The sequence below is a fragment of the Arthrobacter sp. Soil_N43 genome (genome assembly GCF_057655195.1).
This window is the reverse complement of sequence record NZ_JBDGML010000096.1, coordinates 50553-69933: the sequence shown is the minus strand read 5'-3', so window position 1 is coordinate 69933 and position 19381 is coordinate 50553. Positions and strand designations below refer to the sequence as shown.

Here is a 19381-nt window from a genome sequence, read left to right as displayed (position 1 = left end):
GTCACCGGTCCTGCCAGCCGGAAGGCACAGGTGAGTCCAGAAAGGTCGTCACAACATCCTGCACCAGGCCGGTCCTTGCCAGCCCAAAGAAGTGTGTTGTGCCGGGAAACACGGCGAGCTGCGACGCGGGCACGCCTTCAAAGTCGCCGTTCACATCTCCGCCGCGCAACTGGAGGAACCGCACCGCATGCTCAAGCTTGACCATGTCGCAATCCCCGGCGGTGATAAGTGTCGGGGCGGCGATGCCGCGGATCTCATCATCACTCCACCCTGTGGCGCCCGCATCGTAGCCACCGAGCTTGTCCAACAGCCCCTGGAGATGCTCGCGGTCAGGGTGCGGCGATACGGCCAGATAACGCTGCTCCATGGGGGTACCGGCGATCATGTCGACTGTCATTGCAGCGACCGCTTCGGCGTTTCCGCCGCGGTCGCCGTCAGGCCGGAACGACACCGACGAGACGATGAGTTTGCGGACCAGGTCCGGGCGGTTCACCGCCAGGTGCAGTGCGACCGCACCGCCGACGCTGAACCCGAAGACATCGACCTCGCGGACGTCCAGATGCGCGAGGAGCCCGATGACATCGGATGCCAGGTCGCGGGTGTTCAGTGGACGGTCGATGTCGTTGGTTCGGCCGTGACCTTGGAAATCCGTGGCGATAACCCTGCGGCCCGCCGCCAAGCTCGGGATTAATGCCCCAAACTGCTGCTCAATATCGAATAGCCCGCCATGCAGGAGCAGCAGCGGCGTGCCGCCGGCACCATGCAGCTCGTAGTACATCTGCAGTCCGTTGACGGGGACGTACCCGGTTTCGGAAGCTTCCGTCATTCGCTGATTCATCTGCCCGTCCTCCGCTTCGTTTCCGGCCATCCTAGTAAGGATGCGATCTCGGCGGCAGGGCCGTGGCTGTGGCGGGCAGCCTCGCCCTGGCTGCTCAATAGTTAAACGCGGCGGTCTGCGCCGTAAACCGGCCTCACCCGGTAGCCGGATGCCTTCACGAAAAGTGCGCGCGGTTCCACCGCATCCGCCACCGGCTGGACCTCTACCACGAGCAGACCGAGGCCGTTGTGGCCAAGTATGCCGAGCGCGGCATCCTGACCCAAGTGGACGGCATCGGCGCCATCGACGAAGTCACCGACCGCGTCATGCAGGCCATCAAAGAGGCTCAGCCGGCCTGAAAAGGGCTCGTCTCCTTGAAGGCTGCTGACGACAGGAGCCCAGCCACAAACAGTTAGCTGCTCTCCAGAGGAGTCCGTGGGTCACCGCTCGCCATGGTGCCGGAAAGCGAGAGCGGGCCGCCCCCTCGATGAGGGTCGGCCCGCACATCAGTACCCTGTCCGGTGTGACGGCGCTCAGTCGAAGCCGTGGCAGTAAACCTTGCGAATGGTCTCGGTGACCTCCCAGCGGCCCGACCAGTCCTTGGGCTGCACGATCACGTCGCCGCCGGAGATCTCGTAGCTGTTGCCGGTGGCGCCGTCAGTGACGGTCGCGCGGCCGCTCACGATGTAGCACACCTCGGTGTCCGCGCGCGGGGTCACTTCCCAGCCGCCGGGCTGGCACTCCCAGACACCCGTCTTGATGGCGGTGTCGAACTTCAGGATCGACGTCCTGGGGTCACCCGAGTCGTAGCCAGGACGATGGCCGTTGGGCTCGAGCTCTCCGGCGATGGTGGCCGCAGGTACGTACACGTACGGACGCATAAACTTCTCCTTCTGCAGTGCTGTCAATTGTTGACAATCGTAGCCGACGCTGGAGCGAATGTCTAAGGTCGAGGCAAATCGTTGACATCTTCCTGCGGAGTAACTGCCGGCGATAATCGACATGAACGGCCGCCGCCGGTTTCTACTCGGGTCCCTAGACCTGCGCTTCACGCGTCGTACTCAGAGTTACCTTGAGCGTCGCCAATTCTTCGAAAAAATGTATAGCTGTTATACAGTTTTGAGGGTGACGATCAATGAAGTTGTGACAGTTGCCGACGCCGTCCGTATCCGGCTTGAACGCAGCCTCCTGGCCGGAGACTACTCAGCGGGAGCACGGGTTAAGGACAGCCACGTGGCTCAGAAGTTGGGCGTGGCGAGGCCCACTGCCCGCGTTGCGGTACAGAGCCTCATCGCCGAAGGCTTCCTGGAACGTGAAACCGGGCAAAGTGCCCGGGTCCGTCGTTTCTCCGTCCAGGACGTCGCCGACATATTTCGCGTCCGCCGACTCATCGAATTTGAGGCGGTCCGTGCAGTCTGCCAAGGCGCCGATACGGAGCCCATCCGGAAATCCCTGGCTAGGTTTTCAGAGGTCAAGGATGATCAAGATTGGGAAACTGCGGCACGAGCTGACATGGGCTTTCATGCGGCAGTCGTGGCAGCTGCAGACTCGCCAAGGCTGAGCAGGCTCTTTCAGACGATATCTACAGAGATCCGCCTCCTGATGGCACTTCTTCGCCCCCGGTACCCCCAAGTGTCCACGCTGCACGATGAACATACTGCGCTTCTGGATGCCCTTGTCGTCGGCATCCCGGAAGAAGCATTGCAGCTTTGGGCGGCCCATTTGAACGACGCCGAAGCGTTCCTGAGCACCAGAATCCCGGAAGAACCCTCCCGAGATCACTAGGTCGGCACAGGCGCCCGCTCCCGATCATGGGTGGACTTCCCGCCGGCGCTGCCCCTCGGTGGCTTCTCGATTCATCAAGACCGTTCCATGAAAAACCAAGTGGAAAGCGCACCATGCATTTAAAGTTCACCGCCCCGGAACACGTACCGATCTTGGAAAGGCTTGAGGCCGCGGGTGTGCCCGTGGAAGCCTCCGGTCACCGGCTGGCCGCATACTCCTACGATGCGTCCAATTACCGGATCCCGCCCATCGGCGTTGTGTTTCCCCGCAGCGTCGACGACGTCGCCGCCGTCATGGCGGCGTGCCGGGAAACCGAAACTGCGCTGATTAGCCGGGGCGGGGGGACGTCCATGGCTGGAAACGCCATCGGCCCGGGAATCGTCCTGGACTTCTCGCGGCACATGAACCGGATCATCACCATCGATGAGACGACAGGAACGGCAGACGTCGAAGCCGGCGTTGTGCTTGCCCAGCTCACCCGCGAAACCGAACGTGCAACCGGCGGGAGCCTGACGTTCGCCCCCGACCCGTCCTCAAAAAACCGTGCCACCATCGGTGGCGCCATCGGAAACGACGCGTGCGGCAACCACTCGGTACGCTACGGACGGACCTCCGATCACGTCCACGAGATCGACGTCGTCACCTCCGATGGAGCCCTCCTTACCGCATCGGACAAGGGCGTCCGGGCCACCCATCCGTCCGACGCTTACTCTGTGTCCCGCGCGTTCCAGTTGGCCGAAGACCTCAGAGAGCTCGCCCAGGGCAACCTGGCTGCTTTCCGTCGTGAACTTGGCCGCATCCAGCGCCAGGTTTCCGGCTACCACCTTGCCAATCTGCTGCCGGAGAACGGCCTGAACGTGGCCAGGGCATTGGTCGGCACGGAAGGAACCTGCGCCGTCGTCGTCCGCGCCCGCATGAAACTCGTTCCCAAGCCATCCAGTGCACTGCTGGTCTGCCTGGGGTATTCAGATGTAGTCGATGCCGCAAAGGACATCGAGACCATCCTTGGCTTCTCACCGGCAGCGGTCGAGGGCATCGATGAGGCCATTGTGGATACCATGCGGCTGCGCCGCGGAGACGATTCCGTCCGGGGACTTCCCCGGGGCAAGGCATTCCTGTACGTAGACCTCGACGGCGACGACCCGGACGAAGTGGCCCGCCAGGCCGCCCTGCTGCTGGAACGGCTCGCTGCTAACGGCCGCCTGGTCGATGGGTGTGCCGTTCCGGACTCTGCTGAACGCGCTACGTTGTGGCGGGTGAGGGAAGACGGCGCAGGCCTGTCATCCAGGCCCGCCAGTGGCGGAGAATCCCAGGCGGGCTGGGAGGACTCCGCCGTCGCCCCGCAGAACCTTGCAGCCTACCTTGCCGACTTCCGGGCGCTCCTGGTCGACCACGAGCTGACCGGGATCATGTACGGACACTTTGGCGCGGGATGCATGCACATCCGTATCACCTACGATCTGCGCACGGAGGAAGGCCGCAGCGTGTTCCGCAAGTTCACTCAGGCCGCCGCCGAACTTGTTGTCCGCCACGGAGGCTCCTTGTCCGGAGAACACGGCGACGGGCGGGCCCGGTCGGCACTGCTTTCGCATATGTATTCCCCCGGTATGCTCGCCGCGTTCGAGGAATACCGCAGGCTATGGGATGAGGCAGGAATCCTGAATCCGGGATCGATCACCGACCCGGATCCGTTTGACGCCAATCTGGCGCTCGAGGGAGTCCCCGAGCGTGAGTGGAGAACGCACTTCGAGCTCCGGCCCGTCGAGGCTGCCGCGGCCGGAGCCGACCCCTGGGTCCATGCCGTCCAGGCTTGCATCGGCGTCGGCAGGTGCCGTTCGGACTCCGGCGGGGTGATGTGCCCGAGCTTCCGGGCCACAGGGGACGAGAAGGACTCGACGCGTGGACGGTCCAGGGCGCTCCAGGACATGGTCCGGGGTGCCCGGACCATCGACGAAGGCTGGAAGTCCGAAGACGTCCGCGACGCATTGGACCTGTGCCTGGCCTGCAAGGCCTGTTCCAACGACTGTCCCGCAGGCGTGGACATGGCCAGCTACAAATCGGAGTTCTTCTCGCACTACTACGAGGGCAAGCTCCGGCCGATGTCACACTTCTCGCTCGGGTGGCTGCCCAGGTGGCTGAAGCTCACGTCTCGCATCAGCCCGTTGGTCAATGCCATCCTGGCAAGCCCGCTTGGGAAGGTGGTGGCGACGGCCGGCGGGCTCACCACCCAGCGGGCCATGCCCAAGTTCGCTTCCGGGAAGATGCTCCGCGATGCCCTGGAAGCATTTGCAAAGACGCCGGCGGCCGCGGACACGGTCCTCTTTGTCGACTCCTTCACGAAGGGTTTCCGACCAGAGGTGGCCGGAGCCGCGGCACGGGTTATCGAAGGCGCCGGAAGACAGGTCTCCTGCGAGACAGACGCCTGCTGCGGCCTAACCTGGATCTCCACTGGCCAACTGGACGCTGCCAAGAAGATGTTGGGCAGGACCGTGGCCAAGCTGGATGACGGCAGCGACGCACCAATCGTTGTCATCGAGCCCAGCTGTGCTGCAGCGCTGAAAAAGGACGGTCCCGAGCTTCTCGGCACCGAAGCCGCCGAACGCGTTTCGCACCGGATCCAGAGCTTTGCCGAAGCCGTGAAGCAATGGGTGGATGACGGTTGGCAACCCCCTACTGTGCCATCGGCAGTAACGGTCCAGACCCATTGCCACGAGTACTCAACTTTTGGGGCGACAGTACAGAGGAAAGCATTGGCGGCCCTCGGAGTAGCTAGTGTCGCGGAGGCAACAGGTTGCTGCGGCGTGGCGGGAAACTTTGGCTTCGAAGCCAACCACTACGACATCTCCATGAAGGTGGCGCAACAGGCACTGGCTCCTGCCCTTGAAAGCACTGCGGCAGACACACCTGTCCTTGCCGACGGCTTCAGCTGCGCGATGCAGGTCAAGCAACTGGAACCGGACCGCAAGAGCCTCCACCTTGCTGAACTCCTTGATCCCCGGAACACCGTCCCTTAGAGCAAGCCACAACCGAAGGAGAGAACCAATGAGCCCTACAACCAACGTTGCTACACCGCTGACTATGGCGGACGCCGACAGCCTCCGGCACGCGGACGCAGTCATCCAATCCATCAAGCTGCCCAGCCAAGGTATCGCAGTCCAGGACCCTGCCACGGCCGAGACCATAGCCCATGTCCCTGACGCTGATGTCGAGGCTGCGCTGGAAGCTGTGGGAAAGGCCGACGCGGCTGGAGCTGGCTGGTCAAACAGCACGCTTCGTCAGCGTGCCGACGTGCTGCACGCCTGGTATGACAAGCTCGTTGCCCACACTGAAGATATCGCACACCTGATTTCGCGCGAGATGGGCAAGCCACTTGCAGAGGCCCGCGGTGAGGTTAAGTACGGTACCGACTTCGTTCGCTGGTACGCCGAGGAGGCGGTGCGCCCCGCAGGTAACTTCCGGGAGACGCCGGACGGAGGCGCGAGCCTCCTGACGCGCCGCTCCCCCGTGGGCCTGGCGGTGCTGATTACGCCATGGAACTTCCCTCTGGCCATGGCAACCCGAAAAATCGCACCGGCGCTGGCAGCAGGATGCCCCGTAGTCATCAAGCCTGCGACCCTTACTCCCCTGACGACGTACTTTGCTGTACAGCTCGCCGTTGAGGCAGGGGTGCCTGAAGAACTGATCCAGGTCATCACCACCTCAAAGTCAGGGGCGTTTAGTGAAGCCGTCCTGCTTGACCCAAGGGTCCGGAAGGTTTCGTTCACCGGGTCCACGCCGGTGGGCCGTCAGCTCCTGATGCTTGCCTCCCGGAATGTGCTCCGCAGTTCGATGGAGCTCGGCGGTAACGCACCGCTCATCGTCTTCAATGACGCTGATCTTCAGCGGGCGGTGGATGGAACGTTTGCCGCGAAGCTGCGCAATGGCGGACAGTCCTGCATTGGAGCCAACCGCATCTACGTACAGGACGGGATAGCCGATGACTTCGTGTCCGCGCTCACCGAACGCTTCGCCCAGGTCGCCGTCGGAAGCGGCCTCGGAAAGCAGACTGCACTGGGTCCACTGATCGACGATCGGGCAGTAGCTCAAATGCACGCGTACACCGAGAATGCCGTGAGCCTGGGCGCCACACTGCTGACCGGCGGCCACGGATACGACTCTGCAGGCAGTTTCTTCGCCCCGACCGTCCTGGACCGGGTCACGGATGATTCCGACGTGGCCAAGTCCGAGATTTTCGGCCCCATCGCGGCGATTCAGCGATTCAGCTCGGAAACCGAGGCAATCAACCGGGCCAACGCGACAGAATTTGGCCTCGCAGGCTATGTATTCACCGAGAACCTCGACCGCGCCCTTAACGTCGCCGACCGTCTCCAGACAGGAATCGTGGGCATCAACCAAGGCGTACCGTCCAACGCTGCCGCCCCCTTCGGAGGCATCAAGCAGTCAGGCCTCGGACGCGAAGGAAGCGCCGAAGGGCTCGAAGAATACGAAAACATCCGCTTCTACAACGTGGCGCGACGCGCCACTGTCTAGTATCGGGTAGTGAAAAGTCCGACGCCGACGCCCACCGGCCCGGCCGCCTCACCACAGGTGCCGCAGCAGCGGAAATCCGGTGCCGCCGTCGTGAGCGTCCAAAAACACTGACCAAGCATTGACGTACCAGATGGGTGTGGCCCGAGAGCCCACGGGATCCCGGGCCACACCCTTAGTTCGGATTACGTCCGCGGCCAGAACAGCACCAGGGCGCCGGCCGCGTTAAAGCTCGTCAGTGCCTGGTTGCGGCCGGCGCCGCCCTCCTGGCTGTCAATATTCAACTGCGCGGGATCCACCGACCGAACCAACCCGGTATTCCACCTGGGGCACAGGCCACGGCTGGCCGAATTCATGAAAGACGCCGGACTCCACCGACTGACAGGCCTAGTCTGTCTCGGGCCCCGAGCAGAACTCACAGTCGTCCTCACAGGTGAACCATACAGTGTCATTTTTCATTTGTTGGCCTCCCTTCTCGTGCTGTTTCCCGAGTTGCTGCTATGGCCTTTTGGAGGTCTCGTGGTCACCCAGTCCGCGACTGGACCTGAAGCCATACGGGAAAGATAGCACGGTTCGTAGATTGTAAACAATCTACAAATTGCCTTGGCAGGCGGACGGCGTTCCTGGCATCAGCGGTTTAGATTATGGATATTTTCATCTCATCGAAGCTGGAGGCTTGGGGAACGCCTTTGTCGGGTAGAGTCCGGCAACCTTGTTCATATACGTCGACCACTGCGGTCCGGCTAGCATGTAGCCGTCGATGCGGTCGTAGCGCTTTCCGTTGATGGTGAGGTTCCTGCCGGGCCGCTTCTGGCCCTCCATCGTGTCGCCGAAGAAGGACGCCGTGGCAAGTCCGGTGGTGTAGCCCACCACCCAGGTGGCGCCGTTGCTGTTGTTTGTGCCCGTCTTGGCCGCAATGGGTATCCCGCTTTTGATCTTGGGTTTGATGTGGACGCCGGAGCCCTTCTTCATCACGTCCTGGAGCACCGAATTGACGCCACGGGCCACTTCCCGGTCGACGGTGGCCTTGCAGCTTGGCTTCTGGGCGGTAAGGGTCCGCTGTGCGATGTCGTTCACCCGCAGAATGGCAAACGGCTCACAGTAGCGGCCGTCAGCGGCGAAGGTGGCGAAGGCATTGGCCATGTGTAGCGGGGCCACAGCCGTCCCTCCGAGGATATTGCCCAGCTGGTGCATGTTGATCCGGGAGCCGTCCAGCCCGCTGCGGATACCCACTGCATCGACCATTTTCTGGATTCCGCAGAAGTCCAGCTGGGCAGCTTCGGCAAAGGTCGCGGTGTTGATGGAGTTGTACAGCCCATAGTCGGCGGGCATCCTCCGGTAGAACTCTCCCGAGTTGTTCTGCAGATCCTCAGAGGCTTCGAGCCCCGCCCTGCGCTGCTTGCTGCTGTAGGCGCCAAGGATCTTCCCACAGGAGGAGCGCCAGTTAAATCCGAGCGGGTACTCCCGCCGGGACGCGTCCACGACCTGCGTGATCTTGTTGCCCTCATGAAGCCATTGCGCGAAGGTGAACGGTTTCATGGTGGAACCCGGCTGGAAGCCGCCGGCGCCATTGAGGTCATTGCCATTGGCGTCCTTCGAATCCACGTTGAAGTTCAGCTGCGTGTCGAACTTCCCCTTCTGGGGCAGGAACACCGTATTCTGCGCCATCGAGAGGATCTTGCCGGTACCGGGCTGGACGGTGACCAGTGATGCGCCCCATTTGGTTGGATTCGCCCCGGCCGTTGCGTTCACCTGGGCCTGGGCCGCGGCCTGAAGACGGCTGTCGAGGGTGGTGGTGATGGTCAGGCCGCCGCGGCGCAGCTTCTGCTCGCGCGCTTCAATGTCTGCCCCATAAGCGGGGTTGTTCAGGATCAGCTGAGCGACGTAGCTGCAGAAGTAGGGAGCCATCACGGCCGCAGCGCAGCCCTGTTTGGAGGGCCGGATTTTCAATCCCACGTCAGCGGCCACGGCGTCGTCGTGCTCTTTTTGCGTGATCTTGTCCTGTTCGAGCATGGCGCCCAGGACCTGATTACGGCGCTGGATGGCGTTCTCCGGACTGGTGACCGGGTCATAGGTGCTGGGGCTGTTGACGAGCCCGGCCAGGAGTGCGGCCTGGGGCAGGTTGAGCTTGCTCGCGGGAATACTGAAGTAGTACTGGGCGGCCGCCTCGATGCCGTAAGCGTTGCGGTTGAAGAAGACGATGTTGAGATATCCTTCCAAAATCCTTTCCTTGGTGAATTTCTTTTCAAGCTCGATCGCGAGCCGCATTTCACGGACCTTGTCCAGGATGTTCTTTTGCCCGCTGAGGATCACCTGCTCTTCATGTCCGGCGGAGATCCTTGCTTCGTTGGCCACATTGGTCACGTACTGCTGGGTGATGGTGGACGCCCCCTGCCGTTCCCCTTCGGTAATGTTGGTCGTCAGTGCCCGGAGAACGCCCAGTGGATCAATCCCGCCGTGTACATAGAAACGGCTGTCCTCGATCGCCACGACCGCATCCTTGATATACGGAGACATCTCTCCGAGCGGGATCCGCACACGGTTTTCAGCAAAGAAGGTCGCGATCGTCTTTCCGTCCGCCGTCAGCATCTTCGTGGTCTGTGCCGGCGGCTCGACCGCCAGTTCGCTGGGCAGACTGTTGAAATAAGTGAGCGACCTGGTGACGGTGGTGCCCGCGAGGGCGAACTGCGGAACAAGGTAGGCTGCCACAAGGACGCCGCAGATGCTACTGAGGATGACGAACCCGAACATCCTCAACAGGAGCCTGCGCATTGGCGATGACAGGCGCGTTCTTGCCATGATTCCAGCTCACATCCCGTCGCGGGTGACACCAGAATACGCGCCCGGCCACCTCCGATCCAGACATCTGCGGGCGAACCGGGTACGGAGTCCCAGCGGGTGCAGCATCGGGCTCCTTCGGCTATGACGGCTTTGGCCGGGCGCGTACGTGCATCCGTTCGCCCTGCTGTCCAAACAGGCTAATGAACTCGACGGGTTTTCCGTCAGCGCTGGCGAACCAGTGTGGTGTGTGGGTGTCGAATTCCGCGGCGTCGCCCGGGCGGAGTTCAAAGTCTTTGTCGCCCAGCACCAAGCGCAGTCGTCCGTTGAGGATGTAAAGCCATTCGTAGCCTTCGTGAACCCGCGGGTCGGGCTCGGCCCCGCGGGCATCACCGGCGAGCACCATCTTGAACGCCTGCAATCCGCCGGGGCGGCGCGTGAGAGGAACAGCCGTCATGCCGCCATGGGTTATGGGCCGCAGATGGATTCTTGGATCCCCGGTGGGCGGCGCGCCGACCAGATCATCGAGGGGAACACCGTACAACCTCGCGAGGGGCAGCAGGATTTCCAGGTTTGGCCTGCGTTGGCCGGATTCCAAGCGGGACAGGGTGCTAACGGACACTCCGGATGCGGAAGACACTTCTCCGAGGGTGAGGTCCCGTTCCGTGCGGAGTGCCCGAAGCCGGGGGCCGACCGCCCCGAGAACGTCATTAAGGTCAGTTGCCATGCCCGCAGTTTGCCATAACAGCAACATGAATTGCCAACATTCCCTCCTGCGCTGGAAGGTGGTTTAACCGCCCATGGACGCTGGCGGCAAACTTTTCAGGACGCGAGCAAGGACGGATGAGTATGGACCCCTCACGGTATGACGTTGTAATTGTTGGCGGCGGCGCGGCGGGACTCAGCGCGGCCACGACGCTGGGCCGGGCGCTGCGCTCGGTGCTGGTCATCGATTCAGGAACCCCCCGTAACGCACCTGCGGCAGGTGTGCACGGTTATCTTTCGAGGGACGGTGTGAGCCCCGGGGAACTCCTGGCCATCGGACGCAGCGAAGTGCTCTCGTACCGAGGGGTGGTCATTGACGGGGAAGCCGTTTCGGCACGGCGCACCCCCGATGGATTCGAGGTGGTCCTCGGCGATGCCCGCCGGTTTTCCGGCAGACGCCTCCTTGTCACCACCGGGTTGACTGACGGGCTGCCGCCCATCGACGGGCTGCGGGAGCAATGGGGAAAGGGTGTGGTGCACTGCCCTTACTGCCATGGCTGGGAAATCCGTGGGAAACGGATTGGAGTGCTGGGGACCGGTCCGCTGTCGGTCCATCAGGCGCTGTTGTTCAGGCAGTGGTCCGGGGACATCACCCTCTTCCTGAATGACACCGTGGAACCCACCGACGAGGAGTGGGACAAGCTCGCGGCCCGATCCGTAACGGTCGTCGACGGCGCCGTGGCCTCTGTTGACGCTGTAGATGATGTCCTCACTGGGCTCACGCTCCGCCAGGGCTCCTCGTTCGACATACAGGCCCTGGCTGTCGGAACACGGATGGAGGCCAGATCCACACTTCTGGAATCACTCGGGCTAAGTACTCAGGTGCACCCTTCGGGGGCCGGACGGTTTATCGAGACCGACGCCATGGGCGGTGCGACGGCCGTCCAAGGTGTGTACGCGGCGGGCAATGTCTCCAACTTAATGGCCCAAGTGATCACGGCGGCGGCCGAGGGTGTCATGACCGGTGCCCGGATCAACGCCGATCTAATTGAAGAGGAAACACGGTGGGCCATTGAGGGGCGTTTCGGCCCTTTCTCGGCCGCCTCGGAAGCAACCGTCTCGAAGTTCATTCAGGGTCACCGACGCCATGGCCTTGATGATGGGCAGACGGCCACCGATATGGCCCCTGCGGCCACAGGAGAAAGGTAACCAGCATGGATCACCAGCACCACCAGCGATATCGCAGTTATGACCAGCGCCGCTTCCTCGACCTCGATGCCGAGGTGTTCGGCGACAATCTTGCAGCCGTTTTGGACTTGCCCGGCCTGCCATCTGCGCGCAGCGTCGTCGACCTCGGCGCCGGCACCGGCGCTGGTAGCCGGCTGCTGCGCGAGCGGTACCCCGACGCCGCGGTGACGTGCGTCGACAACGACCCGCAAATGCTCAGGCTGCTGCGTGAGCAAGGCTTCGCCGTGGTCGCGGCCGACCTCGACGACGGGTTCCCCGCGCTTGCCGGCTCCTTGATCACGGCGGATCCAGTGGCCGATGCGCCGGTGGACCTGGTGTGGGCATTCTCCTCGCTACACCACGTCGCCCACCCCGCCCGGCTCCTGTCGGGGATCCGCCGTGCACTCGCGCCGGGCGGAGTCCTGGTCGTCGTCGAGCTCGCCGTCCTGCCCCGCTTCCTCAGCCATCCGCGCGAAGCGCTGCTGGAGCAGCGCTGCCACGCCGCTGCGGCGGCCGAGGGGTGGAACCACCACCCCAACTGGACGCCGGTCATCGAGGCCGCCGGGTTCACCGTCACCCAGTCCGAGGTGACGACAACCGCACCCTTGACCCGGGCTGCACGCGAGTACGCACAGCAGTGGTTTGCCCGCTTCTCGCACTTGCCGGCCCTGACCGCGGACGACCGCGACTCCGTGGAAAACCTGCTGGAAAGGCTACCCGACGATATCGAGCTGGAACCCCGCGCCACCCGGACCGTCTGGGTGGCCACCCCCGACCGGAACCAGCAGCAGCCCTGAGCCAGCCTGTCAGCGGGGCCGGCGAATGGTCGCATGCGAAAATGACCGCATGACCCACGAACCGCAGCAGTCTGCCGGCAACCCGAAACCACAAGCAGCCCCTGACCCGGCTTTCGAAGCCGCCTATCAGGCCGCCCAAAAGAGCATCAACGAAGGCGGCATCCCGATCGGAGCAGCACTCGCCCGTAACGGAGTGGTCATCGCGAGCGGACACAACGAACGAGTCCAGAACGGCGACCCCATCGCGCACGGGGAAATGTCCGCACTTCGTGCTGCCGGCCGCCAGAAGAGTTACCGGGACACCACGCTCTACACCACCCTCGCCCCGTGTGCCATGTGCACCGGAACCATCATCCAGTTCAAAATCCCCCGAGTCGTGGTGGGTGAAGCACGCACGTTCGACGGCGAGTTCGAGCTTCTGCGATCACGCGGCGTTGAGGTGGTGGTCATGGATGATCAGCGGTGCGTGGACATGATGCTCACGTTCCAGGAAAACAACCCGGGTTTGTGGGCGGAGGACATCGCCGAGGACATCGCCGGGTAGGACCGGGGCGTGATGCCCGGACCAAGGCCTGCGGCGCTTGTTGCACTGGCAGTGGAGGGCGAAGACGGCGAATCCGCGCGTTAGGTGATCTCCGCGCCTGCTGGTGCCGGCTGTGCGGTTACTACTTGGGTATTCGGATCGTGCTCTAGCGCCGGCCTTCCGGCCACGATCACTGTAGCGCGCTCCCATGGCCGGTCTTCAAGTAGGAAGGGAATTTCTTGTTCCTCCCACTCCCTGTGCAGCTCCTCTTCTTCCTGGCCATCTCGTGCCAGGAGGCGACGTCGGGCTTCAAGGTTGTCGCACTGCACCCAGATCGAAGCGTCGACTAGGTCGGAGAGCGCTTGGCGTGATGATCCGCTCCCTTCCACCCACACGACGGAACGCCCTGTGGGTAGAGCTATGGCACCTGGTCGTCCTCGGGCCACCCAGCCCGGCGGACGGTAACGCACCGCCTCGCCACGGAGCAGGGGTTCGAGGACACCGTCACGGAGTTCATCGGCCCAGTCAAAAAACGAGAGATGCCACGCGACATCGTCCGTGTGCACGACATCCGAGTCCGGCACTCGAGCCAGTAGACGATCGACCAGGGAGGTCTTGCCTGCCCCGCTCCTTCCATCCACCGCTACAATCCAAGGGCGGTTCGGTCGCTGACTTGCTGCCGGCAGTAACCGCCGCACCACGCCATGCAGAGACTCGGCTTGCCAGGGTCCCGCATCGGGTTCGCCGACTTCCGGTTTCATGTCCATGGTTACCTCGACTTCAATTATCGGTCCCGCCCCAAGCTGCCTGGTATGGAGTCTCGAGAGTTGCCATGTTTTGCGCAAGGTCTTTCGGAAGGATATCTGGTGTACTTCATCTATGTCGGCGTGCCGTATTACGGGTGTCCCGCTGGTTCAGTGCGATGTAGGTCTAGGGTTATTTCCCGGTTGCGAGGAGAGCGCGGTGCCGTAGCGCAGCAACGTGCGCCAGGAGCACTGCGTTCCTCGTCCAGAGGCGGCATGGTTGGTGTCTGCCGGGTTACCTTGACAGGGTGAAGACTCTGGGCATTGACCTGGCTGCGGATCCGAAAAGAACGGCAGCTGCGGTCATTGAATGGCGCGACGGGCAGGCACAGCTTGTCCACCTGTCTCTCGGCGTCGGGGACGAAACCGTGGTCGAACTTTTCGGAGCATCAGACGTGACCGGTATCGACTGCCCTCTTGGCTGGCCCCAGCCGTTCCTGTCCTTTCTGCTCGGTCATTCCCGCCAAGATCCGGATGGGGTGCTTCGTCATGACGGGTTGGAGGGACGCCGTGAGCTTGTCTACCGAGCCACCGACCGGTTCGTCACCCACACAACAGGCCTGATTCCGTTGAGCGTGTCAGCGGATCGGTTGGCACATCCGGCCATGCGTTGCGCAGTCATTCAGGCCAAAATCGCGCGTCTGTGGGGCGTACAACCCAGGGACGGCACGGACCGTCTTGTCGAGGTCTACCCTGCTGCTTCCCTGAAGATATGGGGCATCTCCGCCCGTAGGTACAAGGGCAGAGGGACGCCGGAGTCCGAAATGCGAGATGACATTCTGCGCCAGCTCACGGCCGCGGCACCTTGGCTGGACCTTGACGTCTACAGGAACCAACTGCTCGCCTCGGACGATCTGCTCGATTCGGTCATCGCATCCCTGACAGCCCGCGCGGCCGCCCGCCGGGCTACCCTGCTTCCTGGGCCGGATCAGAGCCTTGCAGCGCGTGAGGAGGGCTGGATCCACCTGCCAACCGGTTCGCTCACTAGGCTGAACAAATAGGGCCGACCCGGCTGCCTATAACGGGCCCTGAACTACTGCCGGGAAGGCTCACACTCAGTACCGGTGTCCATCAGAGTGGACGCCTGTCCTCGGCCGCTTCTTCATCTTTGCGTTGATGCCATATTCCTTGAGCAGGTCCAGAATGCGAGGGGCGGCACCGGGACCTTTACCTGGTGGCCGCCGGTGTGGCCGCCGGTGTCCAGCAGCCACACTCGGCATCTCTTTGTCTCTAGGATTACTTCAGCATCCACACGTCGGTGGTGTAGTCCTGCCGGCCATCCGCTGGAGTGAAGTCGGTGTGGACCCAGACCCGCAGGTAGGTTTTGCCATAGTACTGGTAGGGCTTGACCCACACGCTCTTGGTGGCCCAACTGTACTTGTAGGTGGCGCTCTCCCATCCGCCGTTCTCGGCGTAGGTCCGCCGCGAACCCCAGTCGCAGTCGGTGGGGTGGCACTTTCCGAACACCCGAATGGAGCCCGCGGGATAGACGCAGTGGCCACTCGTATCGCACAGTGCCTGGTCGGCGCAGCCCCAGTCGAGCACCACTTTGGTGACTGAATTGGTGTTTGCGTCGATGTTCTTCCAGGTTCCGTTCGCCTGGCTGGAGCCGCTACACAGAGCGTGGGCGGGCGCCGCCGTCAGCGTGCTGCCGACGAAAACGAAGGCACAAGCAGCAAGCAACGTGGCGATCAGGACGGCAGTGGCGGACCGGCCCGTCCGTTGCCGCAAGGTGTTCATGACCATGGGAGGTTCTCCTATTGTGGTGTGTGTTTTGTTAGCCGTTCGGTGCACGGTCCCCGGTTCTGACGGGCCGGATGCCCTGAATCGGCATTCCCATCGTCGGTGCGGGCGGGGGCTAGACGCTTCCGTGCCAGCACGGTTCTTTGCTCAACCAAGAGAAAGCCACTGGCTTCTCAGCGACGCGACTACCGGTTCAGGGGTTGTGCCGTCGTTCCTGGTGAAGGCGATGATCCGGCTTTGGTTGATACAAACAAGAATCTTGCGGGACCTCACGGCCTTCGGCTCCCTGACTCAGGAGCGACGAGCAGGCCGTATTCCCCGTCATCGGCCGGCACCCCTAGCGCACCAGAGCACTGAGCTAGGGTGAATACGGCGATCCTCGTGGGTCCGCACTGGGAGGAATCGTGCAGCTTCGACGATGGGGGCTTGGGGCAATGATCTGTCTAGGAAAAGCGGCGGTGCAGAGGCTGTGAGCTCTTCCGTGGCACCGGGGCATTCAAGAATCAGACGGAGCCTGCTGTGCATCGCCGGGCTGATGAGCGTTGTGCTTGGGTTGAGCATTCGCACGTTCAGCGATACGGCGTGGACTGGCCCCGCTGGTGATGGCCTGTACGCGGTTCTGGTCTATATTCTCGTGGCCATCGTGCTTCCGTCGAAGTCCAAGGCACTGACTGCGGCGGCAGCCGTTACCGTCTGTGTGACGATCGAACTGTTCCAACTCACTGGCCTTCCTGCCGAACTTGGAGAATCCTGGCCACCCCTTCGGCTGGTCCTGGGAACCACGTTTGGCGCCGCAGATTTGTTGGCCTACACCTGTGGTGCTGCCGTCGCTTATGCGGTGGATCGGACGATGGGCACAGCGGTGAATTGCACTCGCCATCACTAGGTGCCAGGGCCCCTATGGCCTGTCCCAGGTGCCACCGTCTTCGTCGACGAGGTCAGCGACGGAATTCCTCCTGCCGTCTGGGAACCTGCTTCACATGCCCTCGGCGATCATGCTGGCGAGGGCAAGCAATAAGCCAGCGCTGCATATTGCCAGAGCAATAGCTCCTGCCGCGACTTACCCGACTAAGACTGCCTTCGATAAGCCCGTACTTCAGACTGCGCGGATCGAAATGAGCTCGTAGACCGTGGCCGAGCTCATCGCCGGTCCGCGGCAGGTCAACTGGCACGGCGGGGCCCGGTGGGCCTGCAGTTCGACGTCGATATGCCCATGGTGGGGCGTGCAGCCGGTGATGCGGATCCGCCAGTGATCGCCGTCCCGGAAGGTCGCGGCGACCTTGTAATCATTCCGGCCAGCCGGGCCGAAACGTCTGAGCGCGGCAACGACAGCGGTCTGCTGCGGCGGGAAGAGATCCGTGTATCCGCGCAGATACTCCGCGTGGATACGGCCGGCGAGATGCTCTTCAACCGTGGCGACGGACGACTCGGCGTCCAGACGGCCGTAGTAGACGCCGTCGGGCACGACAACGACGTTGGCCGCGAACCTGTCACCGCCTACGTGCGTGCATTCCCACACCAGCTCCGGCCAGCGTTCACTCAGTGCACGGCCCACGGGCCGTCCGCGCACGGCACAGCATTGGTCGTGCTGACCATGAGTGCAGACCAGGATGACGGGCGGATAGCCGAGCTCCCCGGGGATGCTGAGGGCTGTGGCAATCTCCGCCAGATCCTGATCCTTACCCCACGTTCCCCATTGCTGACGACAGGCGCCGGAGTTCTCATAGCGAAGTACGGCCCAACGGCTGGGACCCTGACGCCAGCGGCGGCCGGGCCGCCTCACCAGCAGCACCCGCGCCCGCGCCGCCTGCCCGGCGGAGGACACGAGTGCTTTAGTCTCAGGCTCGAGATCAAGGCCGTCGAAGCCGTTGAGCGGCCACCCGCCCCGGTACTCGATGAGGACCCAGACAGAGCCGTGTGACGCTGTGCCTGCAATCGAGTCACCACGCATCCGGGCGTCTATAGAGCAGAAGAAGCGTTCCGTGGCGGCCACTGTGGCGAAGTCACTGTTCAACGGGAACGAGAACCCCGGCGCGCAACAGTCTTTCGACAAGTTCGACGCCGAGTTCATTCGCGGTGCGAACCTCCCCGTCGAGCAGGCGCGTCACTGACGGCAGATCGGCCTCTGGGAAGTCGAACCAACCCACACGCGTGGTCAGGCGCGAGCCCTCCAGCCGTGCTACCAGCGCATCGCGAAGGCGCACCCGAGACTCGGCGCTGAGGCCGTCGACGGCGGCGAGCTGCGCCAGCGGCCCTAGCGGCGCCGGGCGTCCCTGTTCTCGCCGGGCGCGATGGAACAGTGGAGTGGAATCAGCCTCACCGAGGGCGGCGGCGAGGCGGGCACGGACGGTGTCGATCTCCCCGCTTGGTCCGTCGATGCCCAATGGCAGCGTACGGCGCATCTCGGGATCGTCGCCTAGCACGGCAAGCGCGGCCTGGGCGAGCTGTTCGGCCAATGCGTAACGGGTCCAGCTGTGGACTCCGAGCGTGAGATGGATGGATACCTCGCCCTGCGCCTCGGCGGCATGCAACCAGCCACGTGGCAGGTAGAGGGCATCCCCCGGCTCGAGCACGGTGTCGATGTAGGCCTCGCCTTTCGCGGCCTCGGCGACAGCGGAGCGGTGATCGGTCCAGGGTTGACTACGCAGTGGATCCGGCTGGACAGGCTCATGGATGATCCAGCGCTTGGTTCCCTCGATCTGCAGCACGAAGACGTCGTGGACGTCGTAGTGATCGTCGAACCCACGGTTCTGGGACGGGGTGATGTACGCATTGGCCTGCACCGGATGTCCGAGCTCGGTGCCCAGCTTGGCGCTGAAGTCCGAGACTGGCTCCCACGTGCGGTGCAGAGCCTGCAGGACGAGCGTGGCACCGTCGGCGAATTTCCGCCAAAGAGCGGTGTCGTCAAGCTGGTCAGAGATGGTGGCGCCGACGCCGGCGGAGGAGGTGAATGACGAGTCGGGAAATGTAGAGCCTCCCTTGGCGACACGGAGGAAGGGTGTGCGCAGTCCACGGCGCGAGATCAGTTCGTCGACGGCCTGGGCAGAGAACAGATCGGAGAAGTCGCTGGCGCAACGCGTGAGCAGCGCTGTACGCCCCCAGATATCGCCGGCGAACCTCTCACGGCCGACGTCAATCAGACGTGTCTCCAGGACACCGGCGCCTTCCACGGCGCCGGTATCCTGAAAGTCCGTGCGGGTGGTGCTCAAACTCAGCTGCCCCGTTTTTCGGCTCCGCTGTCGGCTCCCCCGTCAGCACCGCCGTCAGCACCGCCGTCGGCACCGCCGTCAGCACCGCCGTCGGCGCCGCCGTCAGCACCGCCGTCGGCACCGCTGTCGGCTCCGCCGTCAGCACCGCTGTCAGCTCCCCCGTCGGCACCACCGTCGTGGGCGCCCGGGACGCCGGCCGCGCCACCGTCCGCCGGGCCTTCCTGCTGGCTCGGTTCCTGCTCTGGATTAGTCATGCTTCCTCCCGAGAATCGAAATGCCTAAGATCAGCCCCGTTTTCGGCACCTGATCCCAAACCGGGCGATTCTTCATCGACACCGCCCGTGATCACCCTATCGGGACGGGTCAGCCGTGGGAATAACCCTCGTTTACAGCCCAGGAGTCAGCACGGGACAGTCCCAAGCGGTCGGCGCGAAGTTCAGGTCAGTCCTCCCTTCACGATGCCCGCC

The 19381-nt window shown here is 63.3% G+C and carries 16 protein-coding genes and 1 pseudogene; 9 read left to right on the top strand and 8 right to left on the bottom strand.

What is annotated here, in order from left to right; all coding sequences use genetic code 11:
• Position 1: 1 nt before the first annotated feature.
• On the bottom strand, positions 2 to 868 hold the full coding sequence (locus AC3A3W_RS12585) for an alpha/beta fold hydrolase (protein ID WP_487443236.1): 867 nt from the start codon (positions 866 to 868) through the stop codon (positions 2 to 4).
• A gap of 152 nt (positions 869 to 1020) precedes the next feature.
• Between AC3A3W_RS12585 and AC3A3W_RS12580 the strand changes: the two are divergent.
• Positions 1021 to 1176: pseudogene (locus AC3A3W_RS12580) on the top strand (adenylate kinase); the annotation flags it as partial.
• 174 nt (positions 1177 to 1350) lie between these two features.
• On the opposite strand, the gene AC3A3W_RS12575 reads toward AC3A3W_RS12580, so the two are convergent.
• Positions 1351 to 1698, bottom strand: a complete 348-nt coding sequence (locus AC3A3W_RS12575) for a cupin domain-containing protein (protein WP_487443234.1) — start codon at positions 1696 to 1698, stop codon at positions 1351 to 1353.
• A 121-nt stretch (positions 1699 to 1819) separates the two neighbouring features.
• Between AC3A3W_RS12575 and AC3A3W_RS12570 the strand changes: the two genes are divergently transcribed.
• The 3 genes from AC3A3W_RS12570 to AC3A3W_RS12560 all read left to right on the top strand — a co-directional run bounded on the left by AC3A3W_RS12570 (position 1820) and on the right by AC3A3W_RS12560 (position 7132).
• Positions 1820 to 2602, top strand: a complete 783-nt coding sequence (locus tag AC3A3W_RS12570) for a GntR family transcriptional regulator (protein ID WP_487443232.1) — start codon at positions 1820 to 1822, stop codon at positions 2600 to 2602.
• 113 nt (positions 2603 to 2715) lie between these two features.
• Positions 2716 to 5616, top strand: coding sequence for an FAD-binding and (Fe-S)-binding domain-containing protein (locus tag AC3A3W_RS12565; RefSeq protein ID WP_487443230.1), 2901 nt, complete (start codon positions 2716 to 2718; stop codon positions 5614 to 5616).
• Between the two features lie 28 nt (positions 5617 to 5644).
• Positions 5645 to 7132, top strand: a complete 1488-nt coding sequence (locus AC3A3W_RS12560) for an NAD-dependent succinate-semialdehyde dehydrogenase (RefSeq protein ID WP_487443228.1) — start codon at positions 5645 to 5647, stop codon at positions 7130 to 7132.
• A 651-nt stretch (positions 7133 to 7783) separates the two neighbouring features.
• On the opposite strand, the gene AC3A3W_RS12555 is transcribed toward AC3A3W_RS12560, so the two are convergent.
• Positions 7784 to 9928 carry a transglycosylase domain-containing protein gene (locus tag AC3A3W_RS12555; protein WP_487443226.1) on the bottom strand — a complete coding sequence of 715 codons (2145 nt, stop codon included), beginning with the start codon at positions 9926 to 9928 and terminating at the stop codon, positions 7784 to 7786.
• A gap of 121 nt (positions 9929 to 10049) precedes the next feature.
• Complete coding sequence (locus AC3A3W_RS12550) at positions 10050 to 10634, bottom strand: helix-turn-helix domain-containing protein (protein WP_487443224.1); 585 nt, start codon at positions 10632 to 10634, stop codon at positions 10050 to 10052.
• A gap of 122 nt (positions 10635 to 10756) precedes the next feature.
• Between AC3A3W_RS12550 and AC3A3W_RS12545 the strand changes: the two genes are divergently transcribed.
• From AC3A3W_RS12545 to AC3A3W_RS12530, 4 genes are all read left to right on the top strand, one after another.
• Entirely contained in the window at positions 10757 to 11821 is a 1065-nt protein-coding gene (locus AC3A3W_RS12545) for an NAD(P)/FAD-dependent oxidoreductase (RefSeq protein ID WP_487443222.1), read from the top strand.
• Positions 11822 to 11826: 5 nt separating this feature from the next.
• Positions 11827 to 12636, top strand: a complete 810-nt coding sequence (locus tag AC3A3W_RS12540; RefSeq protein ID WP_487443220.1) for a class I SAM-dependent methyltransferase — start codon at positions 11827 to 11829, stop codon at positions 12634 to 12636.
• 49 nt (positions 12637 to 12685) lie between these two features.
• Positions 12686 to 13180: a nucleoside deaminase gene (locus tag AC3A3W_RS12535; RefSeq protein ID WP_487443218.1), complete on the top strand. Its 495-nt coding sequence runs from the start codon at positions 12686 to 12688 to the stop codon at positions 13178 to 13180.
• A gap of 1030 nt (positions 13181 to 14210) precedes the next feature.
• Positions 14211 to 14963 carry a DUF429 domain-containing protein gene (locus tag AC3A3W_RS12530; protein WP_487443216.1) on the top strand — a complete coding sequence of 251 codons (753 nt, stop codon included), beginning with the start codon at positions 14211 to 14213 and terminating at the stop codon, positions 14961 to 14963.
• A 235-nt stretch (positions 14964 to 15198) separates the two neighbouring features.
• Here AC3A3W_RS12530 and AC3A3W_RS12525 read toward each other — a convergent pair whose 3' ends face one another.
• Positions 15199 to 15708, bottom strand: a complete 510-nt coding sequence (locus tag AC3A3W_RS12525) for a hypothetical protein (protein WP_487443214.1) — start codon at positions 15706 to 15708, stop codon at positions 15199 to 15201.
• 532 nt (positions 15709 to 16240) lie between these two features.
• Between AC3A3W_RS12525 and AC3A3W_RS12520 the strand changes: the two genes are divergently transcribed.
• The gene (locus tag AC3A3W_RS12520; protein ID WP_487443212.1) at positions 16241 to 16591 is read left to right on the top strand and encodes a ribosomal maturation YjgA family protein; all 351 of its coding nucleotides are present in this window, start codon (positions 16241 to 16243) and stop codon (positions 16589 to 16591) included.
• Between the two features lie 210 nt (positions 16592 to 16801).
• On the opposite strand, the gene AC3A3W_RS12515 is transcribed toward AC3A3W_RS12520, so the two are convergent.
• The 3 genes from AC3A3W_RS12515 to AC3A3W_RS12505 all read right to left on the bottom strand — a co-directional run bounded on the left by AC3A3W_RS12515 (position 16802) and on the right by AC3A3W_RS12505 (position 19168).
• Positions 16802 to 17641, bottom strand: coding sequence for a ferredoxin family protein (locus AC3A3W_RS12515; RefSeq protein ID WP_487443265.1), 840 nt, complete (start codon positions 17639 to 17641; stop codon positions 16802 to 16804).
• A gap of 67 nt (positions 17642 to 17708) precedes the next feature.
• A complete protein-coding gene (locus AC3A3W_RS12510) occupies positions 17709 to 18914 on the bottom strand; it encodes a cupin domain-containing protein (protein ID WP_487443210.1) in 1206 nt (401 codons plus the stop codon).
• A gap of 2 nt (positions 18915 to 18916) precedes the next feature.
• Positions 18917 to 19168 (bottom strand): hypothetical protein, encoded by a 252-nt coding sequence (locus AC3A3W_RS12505; RefSeq protein WP_487443208.1) that lies wholly within the window; start codon positions 19166 to 19168, stop codon positions 18917 to 18919.
• Positions 19169 to 19381: the final 213 nt, after the last annotated feature.

Bases quoted from the DNA above. Each gene is read 5' to 3' on its own strand.
- AC3A3W_RS12585 (WP_487443236.1), bottom strand. From the start codon at position 868: ATGGCCGGAAACGAAGCGGAGGACGGGCAGATGAATCAGCGAATGACG.
- AC3A3W_RS12575 (WP_487443234.1), bottom strand. From the start codon at position 1,698: ATGCGTCCGTACGTGTACGTACCTGCGGCCACCATCGCCGGAGAGCTC.
- AC3A3W_RS12570 (WP_487443232.1), top strand. From the start codon at position 1,820: ATGAACGGCCGCCGCCGGTTTCTACTCGGGTCCCTAGACCTGCGCTTC.
- AC3A3W_RS12565 (WP_487443230.1), top strand. From the start codon at position 2,716: ATGCATTTAAAGTTCACCGCCCCGGAACACGTACCGATCTTGGAAAGG.
- AC3A3W_RS12560 (WP_487443228.1), top strand. From the start codon at position 5,645: ATGAGCCCTACAACCAACGTTGCTACACCGCTGACTATGGCGGACGCC.
- AC3A3W_RS12555 (WP_487443226.1), bottom strand. From the start codon at position 9,928: ATGGCAAGAACGCGCCTGTCATCGCCAATGCGCAGGCTCCTGTTGAGG.
- AC3A3W_RS12550 (WP_487443224.1), bottom strand. From the start codon at position 10,634: ATGGCAACTGACCTTAATGACGTTCTCGGGGCGGTCGGCCCCCGGCTT.
- AC3A3W_RS12545 (WP_487443222.1), top strand. From the start codon at position 10,757: ATGGACCCCTCACGGTATGACGTTGTAATTGTTGGCGGCGGCGCGGCG.
- AC3A3W_RS12540 (WP_487443220.1), top strand. From the start codon at position 11,827: ATGGATCACCAGCACCACCAGCGATATCGCAGTTATGACCAGCGCCGC.
- AC3A3W_RS12535 (WP_487443218.1), top strand. From the start codon at position 12,686: ATGACCCACGAACCGCAGCAGTCTGCCGGCAACCCGAAACCACAAGCA.
- AC3A3W_RS12525 (WP_487443214.1), bottom strand. From the start codon at position 15,708: ATGGTCATGAACACCTTGCGGCAACGGACGGGCCGGTCCGCCACTGCC.
- AC3A3W_RS12520 (WP_487443212.1), top strand. From the start codon at position 16,241: ATGAGCGTTGTGCTTGGGTTGAGCATTCGCACGTTCAGCGATACGGCG.
- AC3A3W_RS12505 (WP_487443208.1), bottom strand. From the start codon at position 19,168: ATGACTAATCCAGAGCAGGAACCGAGCCAGCAGGAAGGCCCGGCGGAC.